The sequence below is a fragment of the Streptomyces sp. PTL18 genome, from assembly GCF_059510295.1.
The window spans coordinates 106,314-118,394 of the sequence record NZ_JCAJZO010000014.1 but is presented as its reverse complement, the minus strand read 5'-3'; the positions used below and the strand labels follow the sequence as shown (position 1 = coordinate 118,394).

General features: G+C 71.7%; 16 protein-coding genes and 2 pseudogenes. 14 read left to right on the top strand and 4 right to left on the bottom strand.

All coding sequences use genetic code 11. From position 1 onward, the window contains the following. Positions 1 to 198 precede the first annotated feature (198 nt). Positions 199 to 306, bottom strand: a pseudogene (locus tag AC5WS8_RS24935) (glycosyltransferase family 2 protein); the annotation flags it as partial. Between the two features lie 396 nt (positions 307 to 702). Between AC5WS8_RS24935 and AC5WS8_RS24930 the strand changes: the two are divergent. Continuing rightward, on the top strand, positions 703 to 1,539 hold the full coding sequence (locus AC5WS8_RS24930) for an RNA methyltransferase (RefSeq protein ID WP_496105687.1): 837 nt from the start codon (positions 703 to 705) through the stop codon (positions 1,537 to 1,539). Here AC5WS8_RS24930 and AC5WS8_RS24925 read toward each other — a convergent pair. Beyond that, on the bottom strand, positions 1,493 to 2,101 hold the full coding sequence (locus AC5WS8_RS24925) for a class I SAM-dependent methyltransferase (RefSeq protein ID WP_496105686.1): 609 nt from the start codon (positions 2,099 to 2,101) through the stop codon (positions 1,493 to 1,495). The genes AC5WS8_RS24930 and AC5WS8_RS24925 overlap by 47 nt on opposite strands. A gap of 107 nt (positions 2,102 to 2,208) precedes the next feature. On the opposite strand from AC5WS8_RS24925, the pseudogene AC5WS8_RS24920 reads away from it, so the two are divergent. Continuing rightward, positions 2,209 to 2,404, top strand: a pseudogene (locus tag AC5WS8_RS24920) (LuxR C-terminal-related transcriptional regulator); the annotation flags it as partial. Between the two features lie 139 nt (positions 2,405 to 2,543). Continuing rightward, complete coding sequence (locus AC5WS8_RS24915) at positions 2,544 to 4,397, top strand: trypsin-like serine protease (RefSeq protein ID WP_496105685.1); 1,854 nt, start codon at positions 2,544 to 2,546, stop codon at positions 4,395 to 4,397. A 445-nt stretch (positions 4,398 to 4,842) separates the two neighbouring features. Here AC5WS8_RS24915 and AC5WS8_RS24910 read toward each other — a convergent pair whose 3' ends face one another. Both AC5WS8_RS24910 and AC5WS8_RS24905 read right to left on the bottom strand, forming a co-directional pair. Continuing rightward, positions 4,843 to 5,292: a hypothetical protein gene (locus tag AC5WS8_RS24910; protein ID WP_496105684.1), complete on the bottom strand. Its 450-nt coding sequence runs from the start codon at positions 5,290 to 5,292 to the stop codon at positions 4,843 to 4,845. A gap of 53 nt (positions 5,293 to 5,345) precedes the next feature. Then, positions 5,346 to 6,632, bottom strand: a complete 1,287-nt coding sequence (locus AC5WS8_RS24905) for a phage baseplate protein (protein WP_496105683.1) — start codon at positions 6,630 to 6,632, stop codon at positions 5,346 to 5,348. Between the two features lie 755 nt (positions 6,633 to 7,387). On the opposite strand from AC5WS8_RS24905, the gene AC5WS8_RS24900 reads away from it, so the two are divergent. From AC5WS8_RS24900 to AC5WS8_RS24850, 11 genes are all read left to right on the top strand, one after another. After that, positions 7,388 to 7,783, top strand: coding sequence for a hypothetical protein (locus AC5WS8_RS24900; protein WP_496105682.1), 396 nt, complete (start codon positions 7,388 to 7,390; stop codon positions 7,781 to 7,783). A gap of 18 nt (positions 7,784 to 7,801) precedes the next feature. Further along, complete coding sequence (locus AC5WS8_RS24895) at positions 7,802 to 8,416, top strand: hypothetical protein (RefSeq protein WP_496105681.1); 615 nt, start codon at positions 7,802 to 7,804, stop codon at positions 8,414 to 8,416. Beyond that, a complete protein-coding gene (locus AC5WS8_RS24890; protein ID WP_496105680.1) occupies positions 8,413 to 8,970 on the top strand; it encodes a hypothetical protein in 558 nt (185 codons plus the stop codon). The genes AC5WS8_RS24895 and AC5WS8_RS24890 overlap by 4 nt, the downstream gene beginning before the upstream one ends. Continuing rightward, the gene (locus AC5WS8_RS24885; RefSeq protein ID WP_496105679.1) at positions 8,967 to 9,335 is read left to right on the top strand and encodes a DUF6907 domain-containing protein; all 369 of its coding nucleotides are present in this window, start codon (positions 8,967 to 8,969) and stop codon (positions 9,333 to 9,335) included. Before AC5WS8_RS24890 ends, AC5WS8_RS24885 begins: the two co-directional genes overlap by 4 nt. Beyond that, a complete protein-coding gene (locus AC5WS8_RS24880; RefSeq protein ID WP_496105678.1) occupies positions 9,332 to 9,535 on the top strand; it encodes a hypothetical protein in 204 nt (67 codons plus the stop codon). Before AC5WS8_RS24885 ends, AC5WS8_RS24880 begins: the two co-directional genes overlap by 4 nt. A gap of 5 nt (positions 9,536 to 9,540) precedes the next feature. Then, the gene (locus AC5WS8_RS24875; RefSeq protein WP_496105677.1) at positions 9,541 to 9,804 is read left to right on the top strand and encodes a hypothetical protein; all 264 of its coding nucleotides are present in this window, start codon (positions 9,541 to 9,543) and stop codon (positions 9,802 to 9,804) included. Next, entirely contained in the window at positions 9,801 to 10,940 is a 1,140-nt protein-coding gene (locus AC5WS8_RS24870; protein WP_496105676.1) for a hypothetical protein, read from the top strand. Before AC5WS8_RS24875 ends, AC5WS8_RS24870 begins: the two co-directional genes overlap by 4 nt. After that, entirely contained in the window at positions 10,940 to 11,113 is a 174-nt protein-coding gene (locus tag AC5WS8_RS24865; RefSeq protein ID WP_496105675.1) for a hypothetical protein, read from the top strand. Before AC5WS8_RS24870 ends, AC5WS8_RS24865 begins: the two co-directional genes overlap by 1 nt. Continuing rightward, positions 11,110 to 11,427: a hypothetical protein gene (locus tag AC5WS8_RS24860; protein WP_496105674.1), complete on the top strand. Its 318-nt coding sequence runs from the start codon at positions 11,110 to 11,112 to the stop codon at positions 11,425 to 11,427. Before AC5WS8_RS24865 ends, AC5WS8_RS24860 begins: the two co-directional genes overlap by 4 nt. 92 nt (positions 11,428 to 11,519) lie before the next feature. Then, complete coding sequence (locus tag AC5WS8_RS24855; RefSeq protein WP_496105673.1) at positions 11,520 to 11,726, top strand: hypothetical protein; 207 nt, start codon at positions 11,520 to 11,522, stop codon at positions 11,724 to 11,726. A 2-nt stretch (positions 11,727 to 11,728) separates the two neighbouring features. Then, complete coding sequence (locus AC5WS8_RS24850; RefSeq protein WP_496105672.1) at positions 11,729 to 12,064, top strand: DUF6257 family protein; 336 nt, start codon at positions 11,729 to 11,731, stop codon at positions 12,062 to 12,064. The last annotated feature ends 17 nt before the right edge of the window (positions 12,065 to 12,081 follow it).

Sequence of the window (12,081 nt, the reverse complement as noted above, 5' to 3'; positions counted from 1 at the left end):
GCGCAGCTCGGGGGAGTGTCGCCGCCGTGGCCGGATCCGGGATGGCACGGGGGCCCGGTCGGCGGAGGTGAACGACCGGGTCCTTCGTCGTCCCCGCCGACGCCGGGCCGCCTCCATGCAGTGCGCCCGCCCACCACCGCGCCGGCCAACCGTCACCGGTGCCGCGGCGCCCGGGCTCTCGGGCCGCCCCGGGAACCCTCAGACGACCGGCGGCCGGCCGAGTCCGGTGAGCCGCCAGACCGTGCGCCGGCGCATGGGACGCCGTGCGCCGCCGGAGGTGCGCAGCCCTTCCACGAAACCGCCGAAGGTCACGACGGCGACGGCGATCCGGGGCGCCGGCTCCCGCTGCGGCTGCGGCTGCGGCTGCGGCTGCGGCTGCGGCTGCGGCTGCGGCACGACATCCCACCCCATGTCCCACCCCGCCCCGGTCTCCGACTGACCCCGCGATGCCGGCCGTTCACCAGGAGGACGCCCGGTGTCCGCCGGCTCTCCGCCGGTTCTCCCCCACCGGACGGGTCGCCGGGGCGTACGGGGCGACACAGGGCGGACGGCACGCGGCGCCCTGCCCCGGGCCCGCATGTACGCTGGCCGGAGCCGCGCGCAGCCCACACAGCAGCACGAGCGGGACCACGCTGAACACGAGAAGCACGAGAAAGGGGACGGAGGATCGGCGCCCGCCGCGGACCGTGACTCCCACCGCCCATGCCGTCCAACCCCCGGGCCGGGTCGCCCAAGGAGATCTCCAGCCCGAGCAACCCCCACGTCAAGGAGCTCGCCGCCCTCCGCCGCCGGCGCAGCAGGCAGGCCGCCGGAGTGACCCTGGTGGAGGGGTACGAGGAGCTGGACCTCGCGCTGCGGGCCGGCGTGCGCCCCCGTGAGCTGTACTTCTGCCCCGCGCTGACCGGAGGATCGGACCCGCGGGACGTGGTGGCCCGTGCGGCCGAGCGCGGCGCCACCCTGTTCAGCCTCAGCCGGCCGGCCTTCGACAAGGCCGCGTACCGCGAGGGCCCGGACGGCTGGCTCGCCGTCGTCCCGGACATCGAGACCGACCTCACCCGCATCGAGGTCGACGACCGGTCCCTCTTCCTGATCTGCGAGAGCGTCGAGAAGCCCGGCAACCTGGGCTCGATGCTGCGCACCGCCGACGCGGCCGGAGTGACCGCGGTGATCTCCGCCAACCCGGTGACCGACTGGGGCAACCCCAACGTGATCCGGGCCAGCAAGGGTACGGTGTTCGCCGTCCCGATCGCCTCGGCCGACTCCGACCAGGTCATGCGCTGGCTGGCCGACCACGAGGTGGGGGTCGTCGCCGCCACCCCCGACACCGATGTCCTGATGGCGGACGTCGACATGACGGGTCCCACGGCGATCCTCGTCGGCAGCGAGAAGTACGGCCTGTCCGACCGGTGGCTGGCGGGCAGCCACACCAAGGCCAGGATCCCGATGTTCGGGCAGGTGGACTCGCTCAACGTCGGGGTGTCGGCGGCGCTGTTCACCTATGAGGCGGTACGGCAGCGGATGGCGTCGGGACTGCGCTGAGGCGGGGGTCCGTCCCGCCGCCTCCCGTGCCCCGGCCCGTCCGGCAGGGGCGGAAACGGGCCCGGTAGGCGAGGGCGGAGCCGCGGCGGGCGGCCAGGTGGAGGCCGGAGGCGTCGGCGAGACGATGCGACGCCCCGAAGGGGATCCCGTGGCGGTCGAAGCACTCACCGACCACCAGTCGGCCACCGGGGATGGGCACGCGGACCGCCTCGGCCGGCACCGGCACCGGCACCGGCACCGGCTCCGGCTCCGGCTCCGGCTGGGGAATCTCACCCGGCGCGGTCACCAGGAACACGGCGCCGAACATCCCCTCACCGAAGGGAAGTTCCCGTGCGTCCGCCCGGGTCGGCGAGATGTGGGCCCGTCCGCGCCACTGGGCACGACGCATCACGTGGTCGAGCATCTCCTGCTGGACGTCCAGCACGTCCAGCCGCCCGCCCGGGCCGAGTCGGACGACGACGTGCAGCGACTGCAGGCCGGCACCGGGGCCGACCTCCAGGATGCGCTCGCCCGGCGCCGGCCGCAGGACGGAGTCGAGGTCACGCGAGGTCGGGCAGGGCAACTGCAGGTCCAGCAGCCTGCGTTGGCCGTAGGGGTGGGGGGTCTGTCACCGACCCACCAGGCGTCCGTTGCGACGGCGCCGGCGGTGAGTGGCCGGCAGACGCCGGGCTCACCCCGCGCGAACGCGAGGTCCTGGAGCTGATGGCGGGCGGCCGGTCGAACGCCGGAACAGCCGGGCAACTCGTGGTCAGCGAGAGCGCGGGGCAAACACATCAACAGCGTCTTCGCCGAGCTCGACCCGCCGAGGGCGGACGCCGACCACCGCCGGGTCCCCGCGGTGCTGCGCTTCCTGGGAGTGGCCTGACAGCCGGCGCACCCGGTGAAGAAAGTGCAAACTTTGACCTTCTGTGACCTGTGGGGCTGGTGAAGATCAGCGAGTCGGAAGTAGCATCAGCCGCTTGCCTTTCGATGTATGCAGCACCTTCACCCACCAGGAGACCTGAGTGCCTTCTGCCCACAGAGGCGGGAACCACCGTCGCCGGGGCCGGATAGCCGTACGCGCCGCTGCCGCCACGCTGTTCCTCGGCGGTGCCGGTGCGTTTCTCATGGCGCCCGCCCACGCGGCGCCCGTGCCGACGGACATCGGCGTCAAGGGCCACGGCAGCGTCGGCAAGTCCGAGCTGCGCGCCCGCGTGCACGGCGCGCTCACCGCGCCGGCCGCCAACACGCCCGCCAGCCTGCGCCCCGCCGCGAGCGCGGGCACGCCGTCCGGCACCGCCACCAGCACCACCACGAACCCGAAGCCGCAGCCCTCGACTTCGGGCACCGCCAGTCCCCAGATCATCGGCGGCACGACCACCAGCATCTCCACCGCGCCGTGGATGGTGCAGCTGTGGTACTACGACGACAAGGGCACCACCGACACCAGTGACGACGTCGGCTTCTTCTGCGGCGGCACCGTCGTGTCGCCCACGAAGATCCTCACCGCCGCGCACTGCGTCTCGGGCTACGACTGGCACAACAACGGTTCCATCGTCTACGGCACCGACCAGTTGCCGACCACCGACTCGTCCACCAACACCACCGACTTCCACGGCGGCACGGTGGCGGGCGTCTGGCGGCAGTGGAGCAATCCCTCGTTCCAGATCACCTCGCACGGCACCGCCGTCAACGACGTCGCCGTGCTGACGCTGCCCGACCCGATCAGCGCCAAGCCGCTGCCCATCACCACCTCCGACGACACCACGTCGTACGCGGCGGGCACCCAGGCGCAGATCTACGGCTGGGGACGCACCAGCTCCACCAGCCAGGACATCTCGCAGACGCTGCGCAAGGCCACCGTGCCGGTGAACAGCGACTCGACCTGCTCGGCCTACTACGGCAGCGACTTCGTCACGGGCGCCATGACCTGCGTCGGCGCCCCGGCCAGCGGCTCCGACAGCGGAACCGTCGCCACCTGCAACGGCGACTCCGGCGGCCCGCTGGTCGTGAACGGACGCGTCGTCGGCGTCGTGTCCTGGGGCGTGCAGGACTGCGTGGCCCAGGGCTCGTACAGCGTCTTCACCAAGCTGAGCACGTACGTCGGAGCGACCGAACCGCGCATCGACGACACCGACATGAGCGGTGACGGCCGCTCGGACATGTTCGCGATCGCCTCCAACGGCCAGGGCTACGAGTACGACTCGCGCGGCAAGTCCTTCGGTCCGCGGATCTCGCTCGGCGACTGGAGCGGGGTCAACATGGTCCGCCAGGCCGACCTCGACCGCGACGGCTACGCCGACATGCTGGTGCGTACCACCGACGGCACCCTGTACTGGCAGCACTACAACCTGTCCACCGGCAACACCGACGTCACCACCCTCGGGAGCGGCTGGAACAGCATGAAGGTCGTGCTCGTGCCGGGCGACGTCACCGGTGACGGCCTGCAGGACCTGCTGACCATCGACTCCAGCGGCAACTTCTGGCGCTACCCGGGCACCGGTCACGGCAACTTCGGCTCGCGCGTCAAGCTCGGCTACGGCTGGGGGATGTACGGCACCAACGTCTTCGGCAAGGGCGACTTCACCGGCGACGGCAAGCCCGACCTGCTCGCCCAGGACTCCTCCGGGTACCTGTGGCTGTACAAGGGCACCGGCGACCCGTCGCACCCGCTCGCGTCGCGGGTGAAGATCGGCTGGGGCTTCCACTACACCGCGTACGTGATGAACGGGGACATGACCGGCAACGGTCACTCCGACCTGATCGCCCGCGACAGCAGTGGCAACCTGTGGCTGTACGAGGGCACGGGCGACGTCTCGCACCCGCTGGCCTCCCGCATCAAGATCGGATACGGCTACGGCGGCTACCGCCTGAGCTGACCCGCCCCCGGCGGGAGATCGATCCCCCGGACACCGGGTGAGAACGGGCCCGCATACGTCCTACCGAGGGCGTGTGCGGGCCCGTTCGCCGTCGCCGGGCCTCCGCGGCCGGCCCCCGTGCCCCCGTACCCTCCGACCTCCTGATGCCGGACCGGCGGATCATCGAGCCGGTTCGAGCCGCTCGTACACCGTGCCAGGCAGTCGGCGGACCTGCTCGTCCGCGCCCGCTGTGCAGTACTTCTTGCTGTGAAGCACAGGCCCCTCGTATGCCTACTCGTCCAGGTCGAAGGGGGTCACCCACGAGGATGCGGGCGCGGCCGCCGGTGGCGACGCCCTGGCGGTCACCTCGGCCGATGAACGGGTTCCGGCCGGAGCGCACCTGCGCGATGAGGCCACCGAGCCGGAGGCCGCGGTCAGCCGGCGTCCGGAACCCCTGGCGGAGCAGCTAGTGCCAGATCGTCTGGATCGAGTCGAACTGGACCCAGGTGATGGGGTTGCCGCTGTTGGCGCCGTAGACGGTCACGGAGCCCGCGGTGTTCACCTCGAAGCGGCAGGCGTTGATGCCCTGGCTGTTGTTCCGGGGGGTCGTGGCGCGGACATACCAGGTGGGCAGCCCCATGGACGCCGGGAGAGTGGCGATCTTGGTGTCGGCGGTGAGGCTGCAGGTGATCGCGCCGCGGGCCTGGAGGAAGGCGGTGCCGAGGATGGTGACAATGCGGACCTGCGGGGTCGCGCCGGTCTGCGCGGTGATGCCGGGCTCCAGCACCAGATCGGTCCACGCGGTGGCGTCCACGGCGGCGGCAGCCGCGGGAGTGGCGGTGGCGACGCTGCCGACGGCGACAGCGGCGGGCAGGCCGAGAGCGGCACCGAGGATGCCACGGCGGTTGTAGGACATGGTCGTTGGTCTCCTTGACGAGGCCGTGTAGGGAATGGCGGAGGGTGGCGACTTCAGCGCCAGACGGCGCTGAAGTCGTCGAGCTGCGCCCAGGTGATGGCGTTGGTGGAGGTCCCGCCGTACAGGCGCAGCTGGCGGTTGGTGCCGGCCTCGGCCCGGGCGACGCAGTAGCCACCGCTGTTGTTGCGCGGGACGTTGCAACGGGTCTCCATGCTCGGGGAGAGCGTGTCGGGCAGTGTGCCGATGACCGCGTCGGCGTTGAAGGCGCCCTTGACCCCGCCGCTGAGCTGGAGCGTCGTGACGCCGCTGACGCTGATGAGCCGTCCCTTGGGGGCGTTCTGGTCGACGCTGACACCGGAGGCGAGGGGAATCGTCTGCCAGTCGGTGAGCACCTTGACGCCGTCGACCTCGGCTGCCCCGGAGAGCGACACGATGGTGCAGGTGCGCGGCCCGGGGTCCTCGCAGGCGAAACCGAAGTGGAGGTAGGGCACATCGCCCACCACTTCCACGGTCATGCCCTCCGGCTCGCGCCAGTCGAGGCCCGGCGCGGCGGTGATGAACTGCCGGTCCAGGACGTTCCCGGTGGCCCACTCGACAGCGGTGATGTAGGTGTTGCCCGGCGGAGGGTTGTACGGAGTGCTGGGCGGGGTGACGGTGCTGTCGTAGTGCTCCCCGTCGAGCAGGTACAGAACACCGCTGTGGGACGCGTACGACTGGAAGAGGCCCAGACCCGCGGGCTGGGCCAGGCGCTGGAGCGGCGTGAAGACGCCCGCCGCCGCCTGGGTCAGGTCGTACCGCTCGTAGTACATCGTGCCGCCGGTGCTGAACCGGACGATGAGCTCGTTGGCGCTGCGGTCGATGGTGGGGGTCACGGAGCGGGCGTCCGTCGCGGGCGTGTACGGCGTGGTGTGCAGCGAGGACCCGTAGTCCAGGACCGTCCCGGTCTGGAACTCGAAGTTGGTGATGGCGGTGCCGAAGCCCTCGTTGCTGCTGTTGGCCAAGGATGCCGTCTCGGTCCACAGGCGGATGACGCCGCTGCGGTTCTCCACGCCGAGGTTGACGCCGTGGCCGAATCCCCGCAGATACATGTAACCGACGATCGTGCCCGACCGGTTGAGGCGCGTCACGCACATGTCTCCATGGGCGAGCCGGTCAGCGCCGGAGACCGGTCCGGACTCCCCGCTGAGGGTCAGACCGCCCTCCATCACCTGGAGCACGAAGATGTCGCCGGACACCGGGTCGATGCCGAACGACTGCATCACGGTGCTGTTCTTGAGCGGGCGCCGGTGGAGCAGCTTGCCCACCGGTCCCGCGATGTCTATCTGTCCTGCAACGGTCACGCGACGCCGCTCCTTCTGGCACGTTCCTGTGCTGTCATGTTCGGGGCGGCGCAAGTGTCGCACGATCATGGCGCCGAGCACGGAACCCCTCGGTCCGCTCCGCTCACGCACCGCACACACAACCGGCCCCGGACGAGGAGTCCGAGGCCGACCGAGCGCCTCCCCGGGAAGAAGCCCCAGATCAGCGCGGTGTGCACAGAGCCCCCGGTCGGATTCGAACCGACGACCTTCGCTTTGCTCCTGGACCCCGGGGCCGATTCCGGGCCCCACTGAGAACAGAACTGGGCCGAGGACAGCCGTGCGGCACGTCCCCGCCGCCGTCGCCGCATCCGCTGAACGCAAAAACCCCAGCTCAGACACCGTCTGGGCTGGGGTTCGGATGGAGCCGCCTTCGGGATTCGAACCCGAGACCTACGCATTACGAGTTTCCGTGATGAACGGTCGGGACGCGTCGCCGTCGGTCGTATTGGCTGGTCAGACCGCCTATCTCGCTCCCGCGACCGCCCCCGACCGAGGGCGAACCGCAACTAGGAATGCAACTGTCGCCGTCACGGGAGTGCCAGCCCGGCGCCCCGCGGCGGCATCGCCATGCAATTGGATCGAGCAAGTGGCTCCACGTACTTGCGCGACCGTTAGCGACCCTCTACGATTTGAGTAAGCGACACCGCTTACGCAAGCGGCCCCGCACCGGTGTTTCCGCCAAGTCCCACCGGCACGGGGCCTCACGACCTACCTGACATCACCAGGAGATCGCTGTGCAGAAGTCTGTCATCCGCCGCGAGCGCCGCACCAACCGCCGCACCCTCCGCGCCGAGCTCCGCCGCCGCTCCGCCGCCACCCGCCTCGCCGCCTCGTGCCACCGCCGCCCGCGCTCCCTTGCCACCGTGGCGATCGCCGCCGGCGTCGACCGTGAGACCGCGACCGGCTGCGCGAACGGGCTGCGCTCGGTCGCGAAGCGCTGCGGCATCACCCCCGCCGAGACGGCCCGCACCCGCCGCACCGTCGCCGGGGGCCGCGCCCACCGCACCCACAACGTGGCCCGCTACACCCTCGGCCAGGTCTGCACGCTGATCGGCGCCTACCGGCCGCGCAAGCCGGAGTACCGCGCCGCCGTCGCCCTGATCGCCGCGTTCGCCAACACCGCCGCCTGAGCCCGAGGGATGACCACCATGAGCAACCGCATTCACGCCGTCGACCTCACCCCGACCGGCCGCGCGCTCCCGTACGTCCCCGAGCAGCCCCGCGAGTACCCCGAGAGCACCACCAGCCTTCTCACCACCGCACAGCGCGGCGGCCCCGACTGGATCGCCCGCTACGGCTGCCCCGGTGACTGGTGCGACATGGACCACGCCGGCGCCGACGGCACCCCCGGCTGGCATCAGGGCCGCACGGTCAAGGTCACCGCGCCCACCACCTGCTTCGGCACCCCCAACACCAGGGAGCCGGAATCGACGGTGATCGCCGCCCGTATCAACCAGACCACGCAGGACGCGGACGCGTACGGCCTGCAGACGAAGGTGTGGGTGGACGTGGACACCGAGGTGCTGGAGCTGAACGTCCCCCAGTTCCGGGCGCTCCTGTCCGCGTTCCGGCGGATCCTGCCGGAGCTGGAGGAGATGGCCGGGCATGCCGAGCAGCTCGCCGAGGGAGATCACCCCGGAGACCCGGTGTTGAGGGCCCGGTGCATGACCGAGCTGGACGCCCACATCAAGGCCGTCACCGAGGGCATCCCGTGCGACTGCCCTCGCCAGCACCGCGCCGAGCAGGCTGGCGGTACCCGATGACCGGCCGTAAGGCCATGCAGGCGCCCACCACCTCGGTGGGCGCCCTGCCCCCGGCTGCCCCCGAGCCCAGCGACCTTGCCGTCGCCGTGAAGGTCGCTCAGGAGATGCTCGCCGCGTACGCGGGCGTGGACCACGGCGACCTGTTCGCCCTGAACCAGGCGCACGCCGCTATCCGCGAAGCGCTCCGCATCCTGCTGCGCGCCCTCGACATCGACCCGGACACCGCGAAGCTTCCCGACACCGGGAACCTTTCGCCCCGTTGCCCGGCTGCGCACCCCGAGGACCCGACGCCGTGCGGCGGCCCGGTCGTCGTCACCGTCCTCGACAAGCAGAACGCCGGCGCCGATGGGTGCGAGCACCACGCCGCCCGGCTCCTGGCCTCCCTGGCCGGCGGCCGCGTCTACCCCTTGCCCGACGCCCCCGAGGGCGCCGCGATCCGCGTCTTCAAGGCCGCCGACACGATCCGCCCGTTCCCGTGGCTGACGGACGCCCCGCGCACCCGGCCCGAGACGCTCTCCCGCGCCGAGAACCGCGAACGGGGTGAGCACCGGTGACCACACCCCGCACGATCACCATCCACACCAGCGACCACGGCACGATCACCATCCTCGAACCCGTCTGGTGCATCGGCGGCCACCCGGACGGCGGATACCGGGCCGACATCCTGCACCGCGGCCAGGACGTCAGTCTCGTCTTCCACGGCCACGAGATCGCGGACGCCGGCCTCGTGCAGTCCCCGTACGCGCAGCCCAGCGACCCGGAGCTCGGCGGCCCCACGCCGGGCGTGTCCGTCAGCCTGATCGGCCGCACCCTCAGCCCCGTCACCGTGTACGAGCTGGCCGCCGCCCTCGACGGCTACGCCGATCGGTTGCGTGACCTCGCCGACGAACTCACGGCACTCCTCGGGGGCTACCGGTGAGCGCCCCCGTCGTACGCCGTCCGACCGAGCACGCCGCCATCCGCGCGGCGGCCCGGTCGGCCAGGCCGCTTCCGCCCGTCGAGGCCCTGTTCGCCCACCTCGTCCTCACCGACGCCATCGGCGACCGGCACGGCTCGAACCTGATCGGCCACGCCATCGCCCGCCGCTTCCACCCGATCCGCGACCTCCGCCCGGAGTGACCCCCATGTTCAAGAACCGCACCGCTCGCCGAGCTGCCGCACGCCGGCACGCCCAGCTCATGGACGCCGCCCGGCACGTCGTCAGCCGTCACACCATCGACGGCCACCTCGACCAGGCGCAGCCCGCCGAGATCACCGCCCTCGTCTTCGGCCGGCACGCGCTGCGCATCACCGAGGCGGAAGCCCTCGACTACCTCAACGCCGTCCTCGCCGACCGCGGCTTCCCGCTGCGCGCCAAGGACACCGCCACCCCGGAGACCACCGCATGACCAGCAACATCACCCGCAGGGAACTCACCAAGGGCCAAGCCGTCGTGCTCGGCGCCGCCGCTGTCGTCATGGCCGCCGTCGGAGGCTTCGGCGCCTGGGGCACCTACACCAACGTCATGGCCCAGTTCCACCGCGGCGCCACCGCCGCGGGTGTGGTCGCCGCGGGCGAGGGCCTGGCCCTCGTCCTGGCGCTCACCATGCTCGGCCTGACGATGCTCGGCCAGTCCGCCCCGGCCGCAGTCCGCGCCGGACTGTGGCTGGCCCCGGTCGCCGCATGCGCCACGGGCCTGTCGATCGCCCACACGCTCACCGAGGCCGTGGTGTACGCCGTCACCCCGCTCGCCATGAGCGGGGCCGCCGAGGGCCTCGGCCTGATCGCCCGCCGGATCGTGGTCTACCGCACCGGTGTGGACGCCGAGACGCTGCGCCGGAACGCGGCCGCCGTGCAGCAGCTCGCCTACCAGCAGGCGGTCGCCGCTCGGCACCCCGACGAGGAGACCCGCGCGGACGCCGAGCGGAAGTCGTGGAAGCTCGTGGGCCGCGTCGGCGTCGGCGACCCGCAGTTGGCCGCGGGCCTGGTCGAGGTGCAGCGCGACCGGCTGAGGCAGGGCGCGGATGCGGCTCTGGCCGGCATGCTCGCCGTCGGCTCCGGAGCGACTGTTTCATCTGAAACACCCGTCCGGTCGGTCTCGGCGACAGAGGCGCTCCGCCGCGAGATCTCGGGCATGGAACCGGCCGAGGCGATCCGATTCGCAGCTGATGCGCGACCTGATGCGCCGCCCGCCGAACTCGCCCACCTGCTCACCCTGTACGGCGTGCCGGTGGACGCCGTGGCCGTCGCTCTCGTCCTCGGCACCCGGCCCCCGGAGTACGAGGTGCATCGACCTGATGCGTCCACGCATCAGCAGGTCAACGAACCCGTCACCGCGCTTCCGCCCGTGAATCTGCAGGGCGCAGTGGAGGAGGCCGCATCACTCCTCGGGCCTGATGCGAAGGCTCGCGAGATCGCCGAGTACCTCGAGCGGAACCGGCGTCTGCTCGTCGATGAACCGTACATCCGCGCCGCCCTGTCCCGGGCCGCGAAGAAGCAGCAGGACGCCCCCAGTAGCGACTCCATGGAAGGCGGATACGCGTGATGCGCTGGCTCCTCCTCGGCGCCCTGCTGGGGCTCCTGATCGTCTTCCCGTCCCTTCTCACGCTGCTCGCCGCAGTCGTGGCCGCGTTGCTGTCCAAGCCCGTCACGGTGGCGTTCGGCCTCGGCCTGGTGGCCGGTGTGCGGGCGCGCCGCCTGCAGAGGTGGGTTCGGTGACGGACGACGCCCTGCAAAAGGCCATCAGCGCCGCCTCGGAGGCCGCGAAGGACTCGCAGCAACTGGAGCTGATGAAGGCCGTGGTGATGGCGCAGACCATCGCCCAGGCCATGCAGCAGCCCAACACACAGCAGCAGGCGCCGAAGCCCGAGTTCAACACGAAGAAGTGGATGACGATCGGCGGCCTCGTCTGCGCCGGTGGCCTCGTCGCCTCGCTGTTCGCGGTCGCCGTCGCGATCGGCGCCGTGTCGGTCGCCATCCTCGCCCTGGTCCTGCGCGGTCTGTGGGCCGACTTCCAGCGCGGCAAGGGCTGACGGCCCCACCGTCCCCCGCCAGGTGTATCAGTCTGCGACACCTGCGGGGGTGCGGCGGGGCCGGACAACCCGGCCCACAACCAGGGAGAACCATGACCCGCCAACAGATCCTGCAGCAGGCCCTCGACGCCGACGCCAAGGCCAAGGCCCTGGCCGGGCACGCCGAGAACGCCGCCCACAGCCTTGACCGCGGCCAGAAGGCCGAGCGGTTCGCCGCGGCCGGCGCCGCGTGGGCGGACGTCGCCCGCTCCTACGCCGCCATCGCCCAGTTGCTGCCCGAGACCGAGACGGAGAAGTGACGATGGCCACCTCGTACACCCGCGGCGAGAAGCTGCGCCTGGCCGTGCTCATCGCCAGGGCTGCGAAGCAGTCGATGGCCGGTGACCGCAACGTCGACACCATCGACGCCCGCTTGAAGCGTGAGGTCGAGCGGATCGACAAGCGGGCTGCCGAGCGCGGCGAGCGCGAAGCCCGCGCCCTGCGGACCCAGCTGGAGCAGGCCCGTGACGCCGCCGCCGCGGCGAAGGTCGCCATGCGCACCAGCAAGGGCGCCGAGCGGGCCGCCGCCCGGCAGCAGATGAACGACCACGAGCGGACTGTGCGCCGCCTCGAGCGCGAACTGCGCCGCTACCTCTAGCCACGCCCCGGGGCGGC

Excerpts from the sequence above, each read along its gene's own strand:
- AC5WS8_RS24930 (WP_496105687.1), top strand. The coding sequence starts at position 703 with ATGCCGTCCAACCCCCGGGCCGGGTCGCCCAAGGAGATCTCCAGCCCG.
- AC5WS8_RS24910 (WP_496105684.1), bottom strand. The coding sequence starts at position 5,292 with ATGTCCTACAACCGCCGTGGCATCCTCGGTGCCGCTCTCGGCCTGCCC.
- AC5WS8_RS24895 (WP_496105681.1), top strand. The coding sequence starts at position 7,802 with ATGAGCAACCGCATTCACGCCGTCGACCTCACCCCGACCGGCCGCGCG.
- AC5WS8_RS24890 (WP_496105680.1), top strand. The coding sequence starts at position 8,413 with ATGACCGGCCGTAAGGCCATGCAGGCGCCCACCACCTCGGTGGGCGCC.
- AC5WS8_RS24875 (WP_496105677.1), top strand. The coding sequence starts at position 9,541 with ATGTTCAAGAACCGCACCGCTCGCCGAGCTGCCGCACGCCGGCACGCC.
- AC5WS8_RS24870 (WP_496105676.1), top strand. The coding sequence starts at position 9,801 with ATGACCAGCAACATCACCCGCAGGGAACTCACCAAGGGCCAAGCCGTC.
- AC5WS8_RS24865 (WP_496105675.1), top strand. The coding sequence starts at position 10,940 with ATGCGCTGGCTCCTCCTCGGCGCCCTGCTGGGGCTCCTGATCGTCTTC.
- AC5WS8_RS24855 (WP_496105673.1), top strand. The coding sequence starts at position 11,520 with ATGACCCGCCAACAGATCCTGCAGCAGGCCCTCGACGCCGACGCCAAG.
- AC5WS8_RS24850 (WP_496105672.1), top strand. The coding sequence starts at position 11,729 with ATGGCCACCTCGTACACCCGCGGCGAGAAGCTGCGCCTGGCCGTGCTC.